The 16,953-nt window shown below is 43.5% G+C and carries 16 protein-coding genes; 6 read left to right on the forward strand and 10 right to left on the reverse strand.

Going from position 1 to position 16,953, the window contains the following annotated elements:
• Positions 1–2,180: Ig-like domain-containing protein (locus tag Y696_RS10140; RefSeq protein WP_121510419.1), on the reverse strand; the 2,180-nt coding region annotated here is incomplete at its 3' end.
• An 81-nt stretch (positions 2,181–2,261) separates the two neighbouring features.
• On the reverse strand, positions 2,262–2,906 hold the full coding sequence (locus tag Y696_RS10145) for a DUF4230 domain-containing protein (RefSeq protein WP_121510420.1): 645 nt from the start codon (positions 2,904–2,906) through the stop codon (positions 2,262–2,264).
• Positions 2,907–3,456: 550 nt separating this feature from the next.
• Here Y696_RS10145 and Y696_RS10150 point away from each other — a divergent pair.
• On the forward strand, positions 3,457–4,413 hold the full coding sequence (locus Y696_RS10150; protein WP_121510421.1) for an aldo/keto reductase: 957 nt from the start codon (positions 3,457–3,459) through the stop codon (positions 4,411–4,413).
• A 49-nt stretch (positions 4,414–4,462) separates the two neighbouring features.
• On the forward strand, positions 4,463–5,077 hold the full coding sequence (locus Y696_RS10155; protein WP_121510422.1) for a hypothetical protein: 615 nt from the start codon (positions 4,463–4,465) through the stop codon (positions 5,075–5,077).
• 60 nt (positions 5,078–5,137) lie between these two features.
• Here Y696_RS10155 and pruA read toward each other — a convergent pair whose 3' ends face one another.
• The 5 genes from pruA to Y696_RS10180 form a co-directional block, all read right to left on the reverse strand.
• Entirely contained in the window at positions 5,138–6,709 is a 1,572-nt protein-coding gene (gene pruA / locus Y696_RS10160) for an L-glutamate gamma-semialdehyde dehydrogenase (protein ID WP_014731558.1), read from the reverse strand.
• Between the two features lie 12 nt (positions 6,710–6,721).
• The gene (locus Y696_RS10165; protein ID WP_121510423.1) at positions 6,722–7,870 is read right to left on the reverse strand and encodes an FAD-binding oxidoreductase; all 1,149 of its coding nucleotides are present in this window, start codon (positions 7,868–7,870) and stop codon (positions 6,722–6,724) included.
• Positions 7,854–9,671 (reverse strand): FAD-dependent oxidoreductase, encoded by a 1,818-nt coding sequence (locus tag Y696_RS10170; RefSeq protein WP_121510424.1) that lies wholly within the window; start codon positions 9,669–9,671, stop codon positions 7,854–7,856. The genes Y696_RS10165 and Y696_RS10170 overlap by 17 nt, the downstream gene beginning before the upstream one ends.
• On the reverse strand, positions 9,664–9,975 hold the full coding sequence (locus Y696_RS10175) for a (2Fe-2S)-binding protein (RefSeq protein WP_014731561.1): 312 nt from the start codon (positions 9,973–9,975) through the stop codon (positions 9,664–9,666). The genes Y696_RS10170 and Y696_RS10175 overlap by 8 nt, the downstream gene beginning before the upstream one ends.
• A gap of 166 nt (positions 9,976–10,141) precedes the next feature.
• Positions 10,142–10,894, reverse strand: coding sequence for a hypothetical protein (locus tag Y696_RS10180; RefSeq protein WP_121510425.1), 753 nt, complete (start codon positions 10,892–10,894; stop codon positions 10,142–10,144).
• A gap of 390 nt (positions 10,895–11,284) precedes the next feature.
• On the opposite strand from Y696_RS10180, the gene Y696_RS10185 reads away from it, so the two are divergent.
• From Y696_RS10185 to Y696_RS10195, 3 genes are read left to right on the forward strand one after another with little or no spacing between them, the layout of a single operon-like run.
• Entirely contained in the window at positions 11,285–12,025 is a 741-nt protein-coding gene (locus Y696_RS10185; RefSeq protein ID WP_259459919.1) for a glycerophosphodiester phosphodiesterase family protein, read from the forward strand.
• Positions 12,022–12,789, forward strand: a complete 768-nt coding sequence (locus Y696_RS10190) for a YdcF family protein (protein ID WP_041928229.1) — start codon at positions 12,022–12,024, stop codon at positions 12,787–12,789. The genes Y696_RS10185 and Y696_RS10190 overlap by 4 nt, the downstream gene beginning before the upstream one ends.
• Before the next feature lie 12 nt (positions 12,790–12,801).
• Positions 12,802–14,094, forward strand: coding sequence for a carcinine hydrolase/isopenicillin-N N-acyltransferase family protein (locus Y696_RS10195; RefSeq protein WP_121510426.1), 1,293 nt, complete (start codon positions 12,802–12,804; stop codon positions 14,092–14,094).
• Here Y696_RS10195 and Y696_RS10200 read toward each other — a convergent pair.
• Positions 14,087–14,653, reverse strand: coding sequence for an MBL fold metallo-hydrolase (locus Y696_RS10200; protein WP_099772821.1), 567 nt, complete (start codon positions 14,651–14,653; stop codon positions 14,087–14,089). The two genes, Y696_RS10195 and Y696_RS10200, sit on opposite strands and share 8 nt — an antisense overlap.
• A 258-nt stretch (positions 14,654–14,911) precedes the next feature.
• Between Y696_RS10200 and Y696_RS10205 the strand changes: the two genes are divergently transcribed.
• Positions 14,912–16,585: an HD-GYP domain-containing protein gene (locus tag Y696_RS10205; RefSeq protein ID WP_259459920.1), complete on the forward strand. Its 1,674-nt coding sequence runs from the start codon at positions 14,912–14,914 to the stop codon at positions 16,583–16,585.
• A 24-nt stretch (positions 16,586–16,609) separates the two neighbouring features.
• On the opposite strand, the gene Y696_RS14080 is transcribed toward Y696_RS10205, so the two are convergent.
• Positions 16,610–16,756: a hypothetical protein gene (locus tag Y696_RS14080; protein ID WP_006487741.1), complete on the reverse strand. Its 147-nt coding sequence runs from the start codon at positions 16,754–16,756 to the stop codon at positions 16,610–16,612.
• Between the two features lie 43 nt (positions 16,757–16,799).
• Positions 16,800–16,922: a hypothetical protein gene (locus tag Y696_RS14330; protein ID WP_259459921.1), complete on the reverse strand. Its 123-nt coding sequence runs from the start codon at positions 16,920–16,922 to the stop codon at positions 16,800–16,802.
• Positions 16,923–16,953: the final 31 nt, after the last annotated feature.

Genomic DNA, 16,953 nt, shown 5'->3' on the forward strand with positions numbered 1-16,953 from the left:
GTGACTTTGAAGAACCCTACGCTTTCAAGTCCTTTGTTATCTTTTGCCGTTAGTGTCACTTCATGTATTCCTTCGGAATCGAAGTCAGGAGTGAATAGATAATGGTCATCCTCAATGAAGCCCGGTCCGTCTGCGATTTCGAAGGTGACCTCATCTCCATCGGGATCGAAAATGAAACCCTTCAGGTATATTTTCAACTGCTCTCCCTCTTTTACCGATTGATCTGGAATAGATATTTGAGGAGGTCTGTTGACATCTATTACAGATATGATTATTGGTAGAGAAAGACTTCCTCCGTTGTTATCGGAGGCCGTAACAATAACGTTTTTCTCCCCCGCCTCGTCATAGCCCGGTGAGTACGAGTAGTTACTGCCCTCAATCTCTCCGATACCACTGAGACTGTATATCAATTCGTCTCCGTCTGGGTCTGAGAACAGGGGTCGAAGATCGATTTTCAAGGAAGAGCCTTCATGTATCGAGGTTTTCATCTCTTCTATTGACGATTCTGGGTTTCTATTCCTGTCTTTGACATCGATTCTGATCACCAAGCTATCTGACAGTCCGTAAGGATCTGTGGCAGTTACAGTTGCAACCTTTTCTCCCTTGTCGTTGTACCCTGGAGAGTATTGATAGCTGTTGTCGACGACTATACCATAGCCTTCCACTTCGAATTGAAGATCATCCCCATCAGGGTCAACGAAAAGACTTCCCAGATCGAGGTCAAGAGTGAAGCTTTCCATGATACTGGTGTTTATCGAAGGTGATAACGTTACGGGCGATCTGTTTACGTTTTCTACCGTGACTTTGAAGAACCCTACGCTTTCAAGTCCTTTGTTATCTTTTGCCGTTAGTGTCACTTCATGTATTCCTTCGGAATCGAAGTCAGGAGTGAATAGATAATGGTCATCCTCAATGAAGCCCGGTCCGTCTGCGATTTCGAAGGTGACCTCATCTCCATCGGGATCGAAAATGAAACCCTTCAGGTATATTTTCAACTGCTCTCCCTCTTTTACCGATTGATCGGGAATAGATATTTGAGGAGGTCTGTTGACATCATTGACTCTAACCATAAAAGAAGCCGTGTTTGTTGCTCCTTTTTCATCTTCGAGAATTAATACGACCGATTTGTCCCCTGCATTTGAGTAATCTGGATTGTATATGTAAGATCCGTCAACGATCTCTCCAGGTCCCTCTAGGCTGAAGGTCACGTTATCTCCATCTGGATCGACAACCCTGGAAAGCAAATCGAAAGAAAGGGACTCTCCTTCATTCACGTTCATGTCGCTAAGCAAGGACTTTGGCGGGCGGTTCACGTCTATTACGAGGATTTCGAAGCTTGAAAAGACATCGTTACCCGAGCCGTCTGATGCCTTGATTCTAACGGTTTCAGTTCCGGAATCCGAGTATGATGGCTCGTAAGTGAACACTCCTTCCGTAATCTCTCCCGGGCCTTCTTCTAGAGAAAGGACCACTTTGTCGTTATCTTCATCGACTACCTTTGAAGAAATATCAACCGAGAGAACCTCTCCTTCATTAACGATCTGATTCTCGAGCTGCAAAACAGGCGGGGCGTTGACATCGATTACTTCAAGTTCGATATCTCGTGCTGTTTCGTTTCCATTTGGATCCTTCGCCAGTACTCTCAAAACCGTCTTACCGGAATCACTGTAGCCTGGAGAGTAAATGTAAGCACTTCCGTGAAGCTCCCCTGGGCCTTGAACGGAGAATTCAAGTTCTTCACCATCTGGATCAACTGCTAGCGAGTTCAAGTCGATAGTCACTGTTTCACCTTCGCGAACTACGATAGGAGAAGTGTCTATTTCCGGTGGGCGGTTCACTCTAACTACGTTTATCAGCATTTCTTGCTGAGAACTCTTTCCCTTCTTGTCGGTTGCCCTTATACTTACACGAACTTCTCCCTCATAGGAGAAGCCTGGTTCGAATACATAGGAAAAACCGGATATTGTGCCGGGACCTTCTACCAGTTCAAGAACTACTTCATCGATTTTTTCATCGATAACGAACGGCTTCAGATTTGCAGATAGCTTCTCGCCCTGATTCACTACATGAACTGGAAACTGCAGTTTCGGTTCTTTGTTTAGGAGCGCGGGAAGTGCAATAATCAGAACGATTGCCACGGCAACTGCGGCAATGAGTAGATATATCATCCATCTCTTCATTATTTCTCCTCCTTTCTCACGATTGCCTTCTTTCAATATATCTGCTGATAGTGATCCAAAGGACTACGAGTAAAGTTTATATTAATTACTCTCCTTTCTTTGATTGCCAGCTTTCTCAATTTCCACATTAGTTTCTAATGAGTTATCCTGCTCAAACAGAACAACAACTTCGTCAAACCCCATTCCGAGGAAGAGACCGTGGAAGAAGTTTCTTGCGCTTTCTCTAGATGTCTCTTCAACTCCCATTTCTGAGGCGTTCTGAAGTGCCTGCTTTTCTATTTTGTCGCTGTAAAACTGAAAAATCTTCAACATATCTTTGTTTCCAAAGATCCTTGTCAAAACACCACTCTGGTTGATTACCCTAATATCGGGAATCTTACTCTGAGGAATTGTAACTTCGAGTCTTGGAGAAGGCAGGATCAGCTTAATCCTTCTTGCTTCACCTTCATGGATTTCGATTGAATCCTCTTTCAACTTTCTTAGGTCTACATAACCCCTTACCTGAAAGGGAACAATGAAAATAAATCGCTGAAATGTTCCGGGAACAAGGCTTTCCCGCTCAGGTTCGAAAATCAGAAGCGTTGTCATCCTCGCAGTACTCAGTTCCGAGATTCTCTCCACTTTGTGAATTATCGATTCTGTCCTGAAGCTGGTCTTTCGCCTGGACATGAGAATAAACGCTGCAAGCAGAATCACAAGTGCAATCAGAACAACATTGAGTATCAACTACGAGTCACCTCCAAAGACTGACGACCATCAGAAGGTATTCATAAAAGTGTCATTCCGCCTCCCTTGGCAGCCATTACATTACTTCAATCAGTTACAACTAAAGTAAATCGAGAGTTTTGCACATACAGCAAAAAAATCCCTCAACTCTCATTAGTGATTTCTGAGAACTATATAGATTTTGAATGAGCGCAAGCACCAAATTCCATTACTGATCTTCGGAAAAGATCTTCCGCCATTCGTTCGAATTTCCATCGATTCCAACACTTATATCCTGTTGTGGCCAAATGACCACACAGAAGTTGAATGAGCAGGATAGATCAACCTTGTACTTCGGAAATCCCAAAGCTGGTACTTAAGCTTTCTCTTTCCAACAGAAATAGGCATCTTCGATTTTCTTTCATACCAAGTTTATCAGAGAAAAAAGAAAATCCATCCTGTAAACAGATTTGTCGTTTAAATACATAAGTATAATAACTCTCGTGACGATTCTTATGATGATATAATTAAAACAATCTATATCGGAATTAAAAAGGGAGGTATGATTTGGATGGAATATCGCAAAGTTGGTAAAAGTGGCCTTCTTGTCAGTGAGTTAAGTCTTGGTTCATGGCTTACCTTTGGGGCTCAGCTAGATATAGACAATGCAAGAGAGGCGATGAGAGAGGCGTACAGAGCTGGAATAAACTTCTTCGACACTGCTGAAGCATATGCCAGCGGAATGGCAGAGTCGATGATGGGCGAAATTCTGAAGGAATTCAAGCGGGAAGAAGTAGTTGTTTCAACGAAGATCTTTTGGGGAGGAAACAAACCAAATCAAAAGGGACTCTCAAGAAAGCATCTACTTGAAGGAACCTGGAATTCTCTGAAACGACTCCAGTTGAATTATGTTGACATTCTGTTTGCTCACAGGCCAGATCCGGAGGTTCCAATGGAGGAAATCGTCCTTGGGATGGATTACATCGTAAGAAATGGTCTCGCTTTCTACTGGGGAACATCTGAATGGAGCTCCAAAGAGCTCGAAGAAGCCCATAAAGTAGCCGACAGGCTGAATGCAATTCACCCGGTTGTCGAGCAGCCGCAGTATAACATGTTTGTGAGGGAAAGAGTAGAGTCGGAGTATCGACCGATTTACGAGAAGTATGGGTTAGGGCTTACCGTCTGGAGTCCCCTGGCGAGCGGGCTTCTGACAGGTAAATACAACAAAGGAATCCCGGAAGACAGTAGATTGGCAAAGTTTCCTGGCTTGAAGAAGCATCTGGAAGAGAACAAGCTCTTTTCGAGTGAGAATCTGAAAAAGGTGGAAAGACTTGCCGCCGTTGCGAAGAAACTCGACACTGAGCTTGCTCAGCTTGCACTTGCCTGGATTTTGAAGAATGAAAACGTCAGTTCAATAATACTCGGAGTCAGCAAGGTTCAACAGCTGAGAGATAACCTAAAGGCTTTGGACGTAAAGGATAAACTTACCGAAGAGATAGTAAAAGAAATCAATTCCATTATTGAATGACCGTTTTCGAGTGTTCTTTTGGAATGAAGAGAGGGAGGAGAAGTCCAAGATGAAAAGGCTCTTACTTTTTTTGTCGGTTATTTTGATTATTTTTCTGGGGAGTTCTTGCCTATACGTGATTTCGCTGCCGATCCCAGTTGGCGAAGGATTGATAGAACCCATCGAATTTGAACTCCCCGGGAGTATATTGCCGTTATCTGGTTTTGCTTTCGGAACTGAGACAGTCCCATCGCTCGACGAGATAATCCAAGAGGCCGAAAAAGGAACCCAGTTAAATCTTCCAGATAACTTCGTGATTACCGGTATGGAGATCAAAGCTAGAGTAGAATGGGTACCAGAGAACCCTGATTCGGAAAACTCTATTGACATTGACTTCTATGTCTTCAGAGAGAGACATTCAGAAGAAGAATTTCTGGCTTTTTTCAACGATCCTGATTCAATAAGCGATCACAAGCTTTTCAGCGGTTTAATTTATCCCGGTGAAAACACTTTCAGGTTGCATTCTGGCGAATCCGCTGCACTAGACATGATACTAGAAATAATCAACGGTGGAACGGCCGAAGATTTAGATTGGTTTGCGATTTACGACTATGAAGCACCTTCGGATTCAACTATCACTATTCATCTAAGTGGAACTATTTCGGTTAAGAGAGTTGCAGAATAAGACGTGAAGTTAGATGAAAAAGGTCTCCCTTACGGGAGACCTTTTTTTCTACAGTCGAATCTAAAGTATCTTCTCACTGATGGATTTTCCCTGAAGGAAAAGTAGTAAGTAATCTCTTCCGCCCGCTTTAGAATCAGTGCCGGACAGATTAAACCCTCCAAATGGCTGGACGCCCACAAGCGCTCCGGTACACTTTCTGTTGAAGTAGAGATTTCCAACGTGAATCTCTGTCTTTGCCTTTTCAATTCTGTCTCTTCTCTTGCTGTAGAAGGCTCCAGTTAGACCATATTCAGTACCGTTGGCGATTGCTATCGCATGGTCGAAATCGCGCGCCTCTATTATGGCGGTTACAGGCCCAAATATCTCTTCCTGTGCAATTGCTGCTGTTGGTGATGCGTCGGCAAATACAGTAGGTTCTATGAAATATCCCCTGCGTTTCAAACGATTACCGCCAGTTATAAGCTTGCTTTCCTTCTTTCCCAGTTCAATGTAGCGGAGTATCTTTGACACAGCACTTTCGTTTATAACCGGCCCCATGTAAATGTTGGGATCGGTTGTATCTCCAATGGTTAGAGCTTCCGTTTTCTGCTTCACCAGCTTAACCATCTCGTCATAGACTTCTCGAACAACGATGATCCGTGATCCTGCAGAGCATTTCTGCCCCTGAAAACCAAACGCACTGGCTACAGCTCCAGTCGACGCGGCATCGGTGTCTGCCGTTTCATCTACCACTACACAGTCCTTGCCGCCCATCTCGAGTATCACTCTCTTTATCCATTTCTGGCCCTTTTGATGTTTCGCAGCCAACTCGTTGATTCTCAATCCGACCTCTTTGGAGCCAGTGAATGATACGAACCTGGTCAAAGGGTGTTCAACAAGATAATCGCCAATTTCACTACCTGAACCTGGTACATAGTTGACCACACCATCTGGAAGTCCTGCTTCCCTTAAAATGTCTACGAACTTTGCGGCGATAACCGGAGCATCAGATGCTGGCTTAAGCAAAACACAGTTTCCGGATACTGCGGCCGCAGTTGTCATACCGGCCATTATTGCACTGGGGAAATTCCAGGGTGGGATTACCACGCCGACACCAAGAGGAATATATCTGAGCTCATTGTATTCGCCGGGAATTTGAACAACGGGCTGAGATTGTCCATATCTAAGCGCTTCACGAGAGTAGTATTCTAGAAAATCGATGGCTTCGGCTAGATCTGCGTCGGCTTCTATCCAGCTCTTGCCCACCTCAAGAATCATCGTAGCATCTAATTCGTATCGTCGATCTCTCATTATTTGCGCAGCTTTCAGAAAAGGGACTACTCTTTCTGAAGCAGGCATTCGGCTCCAGCTCTTGAAAGCGAAATAAGCAGCATCAATCGCTTTGTCAACGATCTCTCTAGTAGCTTTTGAAACCGTTCCTACTACTTCATCGGGATCTGCAGGATTTTTCGAGACTATTTTGGATTCAGTCGAAAGATATCTTCCTCCAATAAACAAGTCGTAGTTTCTTTCATGAGAACGAATTCTTTCAAAAGCTAACATCATCTGGGATCTTACTTCTGGATCTGAAGGGTCGATATATGGTTCATTCTTGAATGGTGGAATTATCTGGAAATCCGTAACATCAAACATAGAAATTACCTCCTACACTACGTTTCTTTCTTTGGTGATGCCATGTTCAAATCTCTCAAGGCTGAGATCTGAAAGATCGGCGCTCCTTGGCTCGCCGTATATGATCCACTCGGCAACTGCCTCTCCTACTGCTGGGGCCAGCATAAATCCATGTCCTGAGAATCCGACTGCATAGAAGAAATTCTCTAAATCTTTGGATCGGTCAATTATGGGCCTCGCGTCAGGAGACATATTATAAAGACCGGCCCAGTGTCTAAGCACTCTAACGTTCCTGAGAAATGGGAAAATCCCTGGCATTTTCTTAGTCATTTCCGAAATGAAGGTCCAAGTCGGCTCGATATTGTGACCAGGAAGTTCGTCCTTGCTACCCTGACCCATAATGAAATTTCCAGACTTTGTCTGTCTTATGTAGAAATTGTTCTCAAAACTTATGACAAGCGGATCTAGCATATGTTCCAGCGGTTCTGTAACAAATATCTGGTGTTTATAAGATTCTGTTGGCAGATCAATGCCAGCCATTGCCCCTACCTCTCGGGAATATCCACCGGCAGCGTTAACAACGATTTCAGCTTCAATTTTCCCCTTGTCGGTTACTACACCGGTTATTCTTTCGTTTTGAGTTAAGATTCTCAGCGCGGTTGTGTAAGTTGAAAAATCAACTCCCATCGCTTTGGCGGCGTGTGCGTAAGCAAAAGTTGTTAAGTGAGGATTGGCATGACCATCACTTGGACAGTAAGCGGCAGCCTTTATACCTTTTAAATCTATCAGCGGAAATCTCTTTGCGGTTTCTTTTGCCGAAAGCATTAAGACATCTAGTCCCTCTTCCCGTTGCATCTTGGTATTCTTTTCAAAGAGAGAAACCTCTTCGTCTGTGTATGCAAGAAGCAAATATCCACCCTGAAAGTACTCAATATCAAATCCTACTTCCTTTTGGAATTCCTTGAAGTGTTTGACGCTTCTAATTGCGAGTCTCACATTCGACTTTTCAGACCACTGTTGCCTTATTCCACCCCCACACCGTCCAGTTGAACCCGACGAAAGATACTCTTTTTCAATAACAACAACATCATTCAAGCCGCTCTTCGCAAGATAGAAGGCAGTCGCCGTTCCGACGATTCCCCCTCCTATTATCACTACTTTGTATTTACTCCTCATAACCATCAACTCTGCCTTCACCAAGTGCTTTGAAACTAACCGGTATTGAGGGCGGCCTGAAGACACCTGGAGAAAGTCTTTCGACAGGTACCCCGGTTTCCTCTGACAGAATCATGAGGGTGTTTAGCCTGCAAGTTCTCCCACCACATGGCCCCATACCGATTCTCAGGTATCGCCTCAGCTCTTCAAAGTCTGTATAACCATCTTTAATTGCCTTTCTTACTTGATCAACCGTTACTTCTTCACACCGACAGACCATAGCCCCTGATTCTTTGGAGGGCACCAAGATATGTCGGACATCTGAAGCATACTCGCGGGGAACGCTTATATAGACAAGATTTGTTTTGTTCGCCGATTTGACCACTTTTTCTACCTTCGCCTTGCAAATTGTCTCTCCATTTCTTCCCAGAGCTGTTACATATTGTCCCTCAGCAGGAAGTGGAAGGAATTCGTAAGGAATTCCAACAGAACACGTGCCATCCTTGTTCTCTCTAAACATGAAAATGGCAAGCCCCGGACAAGTAGTTGCACAGATGCCACATCCAGTACACTTTGAATAATCTATGATCGGTCTACTGTTGATATTATCACCGATGCTTATGGCACCAGCCGGGCAACTTGTTTCACAAGGATTACAGGGAATTGCTTCGAAGCATTCAATTAATGGTCGCATCTTACCCGTATACTTGGTGAAATCATTTTGATTACCATTTGTGAATGACACTTCCTCAAACTTGCTTCCAAGTTTAGAGAGACCGGCTCTTGTCTTTGAAGAAGTAGGACCGCTTCTGAATTTCCTGAGAGTATCCTTAAGATACTTCAATCTCTCTTGAATGCTATTCTTGGTGAGGTCACTCACCACTGCTAAACCTGCAATTTGCCCTTCAATCATGGCCGTAGTTGCTTCTTCAATCCCGGCAGCATCACCTGCTATAAATATGTCATCTATCGATGTTCTCATGTCCTCGTCTCTGAGAGGGACATAACCTCCAAGTTCTTGGACATACTTCATTTCGCAGCCGGCCTGAGCTGCTAGTTCTATTGATGGTAAAAGTCCCACTGCGATGCAGATCGTGTCAACGACAAGTTCCCTCTCCGTTCCCGAAATCGGGCTCCATCTTTCATCAAGTTTGGAAATGACAGCTCCCCTCACGGACTCCTCTCCAATCGCTCTCAAAATTGTATGCTGCAGCAGAATTGGAATTCCCACTCTTCTCACCTTGTCAGCGTGTACCTGGTAACCTCCTATCCGATTTGAAGCCTCAAGTATCGCTTTAACCTCTACACCTGCCTGAAGCAGCTGATAAGAGACTATGAGTCCGATATTTCCCGATCCAATCATAAGCACACTTCTTCCGGGGAGAATTCCGAACTGATTCATGAGAGTTTGAACGGCACCGGCTCCATAGACACCAGGTAGATCATTGTTTTCAAATTGAATAAACCTCTCCGATGCACCTGTTGCGAGGATGATCTTCTTTGGTTTCAAAAGTGAAGTGTGATCATTTTTCATATCATGGACAAGTATTCCATCAGGATAAATTGCGACAACGGAGCTCTCGTTTTGAAGCTTAGCTGAGTCCAGGGAATTCAATTGTTCAGTAAGCCTTCTGCTTATTTCGAAGCCTCTCACCGAAGCAAAAAAACTCTCATTCCCAAAGAATTTATGTGTCTGTTTAACCAGTTGACCGCCGGAGGAAACCCCCTCGTCTACAACTAGAACCGTAAGTCCGTTCTTGGCAGCTTCAATTGCGCTCGAAAGGCCGGCCGGTCCACCGCCTATGACAAGAAGATCCAGATTACTCACTAATCTCACCCTTACCGTGCTGTCTTCTAACGATCATGCCAGGTTTTACGGGTGTTATGCAAGTTCGAACGTTGGGTTTACCGTCAACTTCCATCAAGCATGACGAACACTTCCCAATCGCACAGAAAAGACCTTGGGGTCGATTTCTTATCGGGCTGTACCTTAAGTCTTTTATCCCATTTGCATGAAGTGCTGCGGCAATAGTCTCTCCAGTATATGCCGAGAGTTCTCTTCCTTCAAAGAAAAAAGTGATAATCTCGCCTCTCTTGAAAGAGATTAACGGATGTTCGAAAATTCTTTCCAAGGTATCGCCTCCATACAACTTCTATCACACAATGATCTGTCTCAAATCCGGTCCCATGAAGTACATTGCTCTTAAGCTTCTTAGTGGTCTCCAATGGATAGTACTGCGTCAATATCAGTTATGAAACAATCATGATTAACGCCTAAGAAAATATACTAATCACTCGTCAAATTCTGCTTAGTTTAGGAATGATTTTGCTGCGAGTGGCATGCGCTATCTCTTTGATTTTATCCAGTTGCTTTTCCGAAATGGGGACCTTTACTTCTTCCGTTGAAAAGGGTACTTCTTTCATCCTGCAGACGCTAAAGAACAAGCTCATGTCGTCTTCCATTCTGGTAAACATCAAATTATCCGCTGCCTCTTCCCACTGTTTGATTTCGTCTGCAAAGGCACTTGTACTGACGGAAAACATGTATGATTTGCTTTTGTCACTCTTAATAACATCTGTTATATAATTTAGCATCCCCTGTCTATAGGTTGGAGAAAACAGAAGTAGGTTTAAGGCTGATCCAAAAACTAGAGTGCCTAGTTCACTCGGTTCAAGCATATTGTTTGCTGTTTCGACAGCCGACTTCCACACCTCAGGCTTTAACAGATTAGCTTTTATTGTGTTTTTCCCGATTTCTTCATGTTTGTCCATATCCGGCTCAAACTGAATATAAGAAACGTGGTTTTCGTAATCGTTCAGATCAACCCTATATAGATCCTTTAACGCAGTCTTCCCCATTTCCATTGTCGGGTATTGCAGAGGGATGCTGATTACTGAACCGCCAGCTTTCAACCAAGAGGCAACAAACGCATATTCAACTAACGGTTTCCCAGATCCACCAGGTCCACTGATAACTGTTGAAGATGGATAAACGATTCCTTCTGGAAGAGTTTCCTGAAGCCATTTTTCTTCCAGTTTCAATGTATCCATTTTTCACGCCACCTTTTATCTCGTCATATTCTCGATCATTTAGATCGAATATGGCACGATACTAATATTCTAATTGAGAATGATTCTCTTTGTCAACGTTTTGAAGTTTTTTTCAAAACATATTGCGATACAGTGTTAGTAATACAAAAACTGCCGTCTATGCAAAGTGGTATTGGGTTTCTGATCATGTTTATCCTGATCTGCCCCATAATTTCCATTCTTCTTTTGAAGAGAGTTTTCATATTAACGAATTCTCCTGAACAGACAAAGTATGCTGCTATAATTGTGAGTATATGCAGTTACCGCAGATGAAACGAAATAACAGACAGCTTACATTGAGTCCTTGTTAGTGCTTTCGATTATGTGATCATTATCGAAATGGAGGTTCTTATGAATTTCAGGCCTTTGATTCTTGGACATAGGGGTATGGGAACCGGAGAAGGTGAAAACTCACTTCTTTCATTGATCAGAGCAGTTCAGGTTGGAGCAGATGGAGTTGAACTAGACGTGCAGCTTTCGAAAGATGGAGTCCTGGTTGTCAATCATGATTCCAGTTTGAAACGAACACTGGGTGTTGATGTAGAGATAAAGGATACCACTTTTAGATCTCTAAGAAAGATGAAACTTGTAAGACCTGATGGCATTACTACTCTGGAAAGAGTCTATCTTGAGCTTCCGGAGGAGTCCTTCATCGATGTTGAAATAAAGGATCCTCTAGCGGCTGATCTTGTTGTACCTTTGGTGAAAAGCTTCAACGCAATAGATAGAACACTCTTTTCTTCGTTTTGGCATGAGTGTCTCAGAAAGGTGAAGGAGAAGGATGAAAAGGCGAAGATTGGGCTCCTCATCGGAGAAGACGCGAGAGGAAAGAATCCTGTCGAGTATTTCGAAGAGCTTCTAGCATACCACCCATATTCGATAAATCTGCCGGTTCAACTGTTTGACGAGATCGGCTTCGAGTTGGGAATGAGTTTGATTAGATTTGTAAGAGCCAAAGGAGTTAAGGTCGCACTCTGGACATTAAACGATCCCGCATTGCTTATTAAGATCAGGGGTGAAGTAGACATTATAATTACTGACAATCTTCGGGGTATAATGGCTGCACTTGGAGGAAAAGGCGAAAGAAGGTGACGGCATTGCTGTATCTTGAGAAATCCGCTTCAGCTATTCTTACACCACCGGGACTATTCATCCTAATCTTTCTTATAATTGCAGTGATTCTTATTAAGAAAAGCGAAGAACGACGCACAAAGATCTCTGGAGTAGTCATGATTATTCTGTGTTTCTTCGCATATCTTCTCTCTACGGGCTTTGGAACTCACCTATATCTTCAGCCTTTGGAAAGGGCATATACTGCGCCAAATAACGTGAGCGGTCAGGCCATAGTGGTCTTGAGCAGCGGGATAATTATCTCTCCTGAAGGTCAGGTACTCGACAATCACTCTGTCGCCAGATTATCTAAAGCCTACTCTCTTCATCTACAGACGAAGCTGCCCATAATTGTGACAGGATCGTTTATGCCTGGCAGATCCACTGTGGCCGTTTCAGAACTTATGAGGGACTGGCTTTTGGATCGTGGTGTTGCATCATCCAAAGTTATCGTTGAACCGATGGCTCAGACAACCTGGGAAAACGCAAGATATTCTGCCGACATATGCAGTCAGTTCAACTGGTCCAGCATAGTGCTTGTTACTTCGGCGGTTCACATGAAGAGAGCGGTCACTTCATTTGAGAAGTTCGGTTTGAGAGTAACACCCTTTCCTACAGACTATTTATACGATCACACAAAACTTAGTTTTGTTGATTTCCTTCCTAATCAGGGAGCTTTAGATGCTAATCTGGCGTCCATTCATGAGTATTTCGGGCAGCTGTGGTATCTTTTTAAGAGCCCTTAAGAAGCTGAGATTATGTGCGATACTTTTGTAGTACTTGGAAGTTCAACTCCGGACGGTATTACCCTGTTTGGAAAGAACAGTGATCGAGAGCCAAACGAACCTCAGGCCGTATACTTCTTTCCTCGCTCATCAAACAATCCCGACGAACTCTTCACGACAAACCAAAAAGTGGATCAGGTAAGTGAGACCAACGCAATTCTCATTTCTAAACCTTCATGGATGTGGGGCGGCGAAATGGGAGTAAATGACAAGGGAGTAGTTATCGGTAATGAAGCGGTCTTCACCAAAGAGAGAGTGCGAAGAGATGGTCTTCTTGGAATGGACATACTGAGGATTGCGCTTGAGAGATCTGAAAATGCAGAGCACGCTGTAAGAATAATAATCGGAATTCTTGAGAAATACGGTCAGGGAAGCAACGGGGGTTTCACGAAAACGCTCTATTATCACAATTCATTTCTGGTTGCAGATCGAGAGAATGCGTGGATTGTTGAGACTTCCGATCGATTTTGGGTAACCAAAAGGGTTTATGGATCAGCGGCGATTTCGAATTGCCTCACTATTGAAACGGAGATCGACGAAATGCATCCTCAGGTTGTCAGTAATTCACAAGATCGAAAATGGCATAATCCAGCTAAGGAATTCGATTTTGCCGGTTCATATGAAAGGAGATTATTCAGGAAGTTCTCGGGTGCCGAAATCAGGCTTAAAAGGATGAGAGAGCTAATTGAAGAGAAAGAAATGAATATCGAAAGATGTTTCGAGATCCTTAGAGACCACAATGACAGAAGACATCAGAGCTCGATGAAAAATATTTGCATGCATGCCGGGGCAGGAGTTGTAACTTCTCAAACAACCGCTTCCATGGTTGTAGCTATTGGAGATAAGATAGAGGTGTGGGTCACAAATAGCAGTCTGCCGTGCCTTTCAATATATAAGCCAGTTTGGTTCAACAGTCAAGAATCAAGCTTATCATTTGGAGAAGGGGAAAGTGGCTTGAACTACTGGGGAAACTGGGAGATCTTCAACCGACTTGCCATATTGAGAGATTCTAAAGCCGCAGAGTTATGGAAAGAATACTGTCTTCCTTTTGAACAGGACTTGTTGTTAAGCAGGGGGAAAACAACTGAGGCAGATCTAACGAAACAGGCCTTTGAAAAAAGCTGGAAGATTGCAAGGAAGATGACCTCTATTCTTAGAGGAGAAAGAGAAGAGGCAGGTTTCTTAAAGAAAAGCTACTGGAAGAAGCAAGACGCATTGCTTCACCGGCTGAAGTCCAGAAACTTCAGGAAAGAATTGCCTACATAAAGAATGGATTTTCTCTCAAGATAATTCTAGCAGTTGTCTGCCGGCCATGTCCCGGGAAAACTATTAAATCAGGCATTTTAGTGAAAAGCTCTTTGAGTCGATTTATGCTGCTCGTCATTTGATCATGGTCGCCTCCAGGCAGATCTGTTCTTCCGACAGAAGCAGAAAACACGGTGTCTCCTGAGAACAAGAATCTTTCGTCGAAAAGAAAGCAGCAAGAGCCTTCTGTGTGGCCTGGAGTATGAAGGCATTTCCAACGATCACGGAGAACTTCAGTAGATAACACCTTCTTTCCACCAAGGAGGAGAGCATTCTTCCCGAATAAATTGAGAAAGCTTTTTTCGGCATCCAGTAACATTGGCTTGTCCATGGGGTGAATTATGATTTCATCTGTTTCAATCTGGTCAAGATCAAAAATGTGATCTGCATGTCCGTGAGTAAGCAATGCTCTTAGATGTTTCTTGTCTTCAAAAGCTGCCAGTTCTGTGGAAACGCCATAACCCGGATCAATTATAGTTATTCTTTCGTCCTCCCTGACCACATAACAGTTTTCATCCAATGCTTTAGCCAGTAACCTTATTACTTCTATCGTTTAGGCACCTCCTTATAGAAACGGATCATCTGGACAGGAATCTTCTGGCCCCGATATAGGATGAGAAAGCCAACAATCCCCAGAACTCCTGCATTGAAAACATTGTCTTCGGAGTGAAAATACACAACTCTTTTGAAAGCTCCCGATGGCTCAAAGCACCACACTTTTGATTTTACCAGATAGCCTTCGCCATGATAGAATAATGGGGGGAAAGAGGAGTTGGATTTGAAGAATTCTAGAATTTGCGGTCTGGCCTTAAGATTTAATTATGACAATCCCGAGGATTTCAGATCAGAGCTGAGATCCATTTATGAGCAAGAAGACCTTTCTAGAGAAGAGATTGGAATGCTTCTGGCTCTCGATTTTGCTTACTCTAGTACGTTTGATGAGGCGAGGGAATTTGATTCCTCTGGTACAGATCTCAAGCTTCTGGCCGAAGGAGTGTATTCGCTGTCCTATTTTTATGCCAGGAATTCCGAAGACAAGATAGCGTACCTTGTGTCGAAGCTTGCGGTAGATCATATTGCCAGAGAATGCGAAAGGGAGCAAGAGATTAATCTGAAGATACTCCATATGATGACCTCGTTCGAAATGGGCTTCGGTGAAGAAACACTACTTCTCTTCGAAGAACTTATGAAGCTCGAAAAGTATGTTCCAGTTCAGAAGCGCTTTGAGTATTACAACGATCTTGGTCTTGTATCAACTCAGCTCCGAACTGGCGGCAATCCGTTGAGGTTCTACGAGAAGGCTAAGGAACTTGCCGGTTCGCCGGTAAGAGCTCTGATGGTACAGCTGAATATGATTGATTATCTTTACTCTAAGAACATGTTCAAAGAAGCTCTTAAGCTTCTTGACAAGACGGAAAGCTGCAACGTAGTTTCCATAAACGGATACAGACTCATGATAAATCTCAAGATCCTGCTGCAGATGAGTAACCTCGCAAGAGCAACTGCCGTTGCCGATCAACTTGAATCCCTAATTCGTTCTCATGGGGAATGGACGGATATCGCAGTATCTTACATTTTTCTGGGGCATTTCTACGTGAAGATTGGCAATATCTCTAAGGCACAAAACTATCTAAATCTTCTGAAATCTCTTCCGGACGAATCCCTTACAAACTATATCCGAGGGGAGACGCTTATTCTCGAGGCTTCGATAATGCAAGCCAAGGGAGAACATTTCCGAGCACTTGAAAACTCTGTTGGCGCTTTCGAGACGCTTACACTTTACAGTACAACGTCGCCACATCTTAAAGATTTCGTAAATAATCTCTTTGGAAGTATTTCGGCAGTTTTCACTCAGCTCATCAGAGAGCTCAGGCTCAAGGATAGCTATACCGCTCTTCATACACTTAGAGTTCTGAAGATATGCTACGAGTTTGGTAAAGAGCTTGAACTAGAAAAGATAGATCTGTTCAATCTATCAATAGGTGCAATGCTGCACGATTACGGCAAGGTCGACATACCATTCGACTTGTTGAACAAGCCGTCAAAGTTGACTGAAGAGGAATTCACGGAGATAATGAATCATCCCGTGTACGGCGAGCGTTACTTGCGGGATTTGAACTTTCCTATAGCAATAAGAGATATAGTCAGACATCATCACGAAAGAATAGACGGAAAGGGCTACCCCGACGGTTTGAAGGGAGACGAAATTCACAAGCTCGTTCAAATAGTTGCAGTAGCAGACGTATTCGATGCACTGACGACCGACAGACCATACAGAAAAGCGATTACAAAGGAGAAAGCTCTGGAGTACCTAGAAGAAAAAGGCGACCAATTAATCTCAAAAGGTCTCCTCTCTAGGTTTATAAGATTTGCTCAGCACAAAGAAATAAGCATACAAGAAAAAGAAATAACTGTACTATGGCGTTCAATAATCTCCGAACTCTTCAAATAAGTCGAAAGAGCTGTAGCTATAAAATCAATAACCTTCAGGAATCTTCCAAAGTCCCGGGCCACCATCAACGGTAAACTCGCCTTCGGGAATCTTCCAAAGCCCAGGCCCTGCAAGCGCAACCGTACCAAACGATACCAAACCTATCAAAAGAATTGCGATCATCTTTTTCATCAAACTAACCTCCCTTTACCCATGAAAAAATCGATGTTGAAAATCAATAACCTTCGGGAATCTTCCAAAGTCCCGGGCCACCATCAACGGTAAACTCGCCTTCGGGAATCTTCCAAAGTCCAGGTCCTGCAAGCGCAACCGTAAAAAACGATACCAAACCTACCAAAACGATGACATGCCTCTTTTACATCAAAACA

It is taken from the genome of Mesotoga sp. H07pep.5.4 (assembly GCF_003664935.1).
Taxonomy (GTDB): domain Bacteria; phylum Thermotogota; class Thermotogae; order Petrotogales; family Kosmotogaceae; genus Mesotoga; species Mesotoga prima.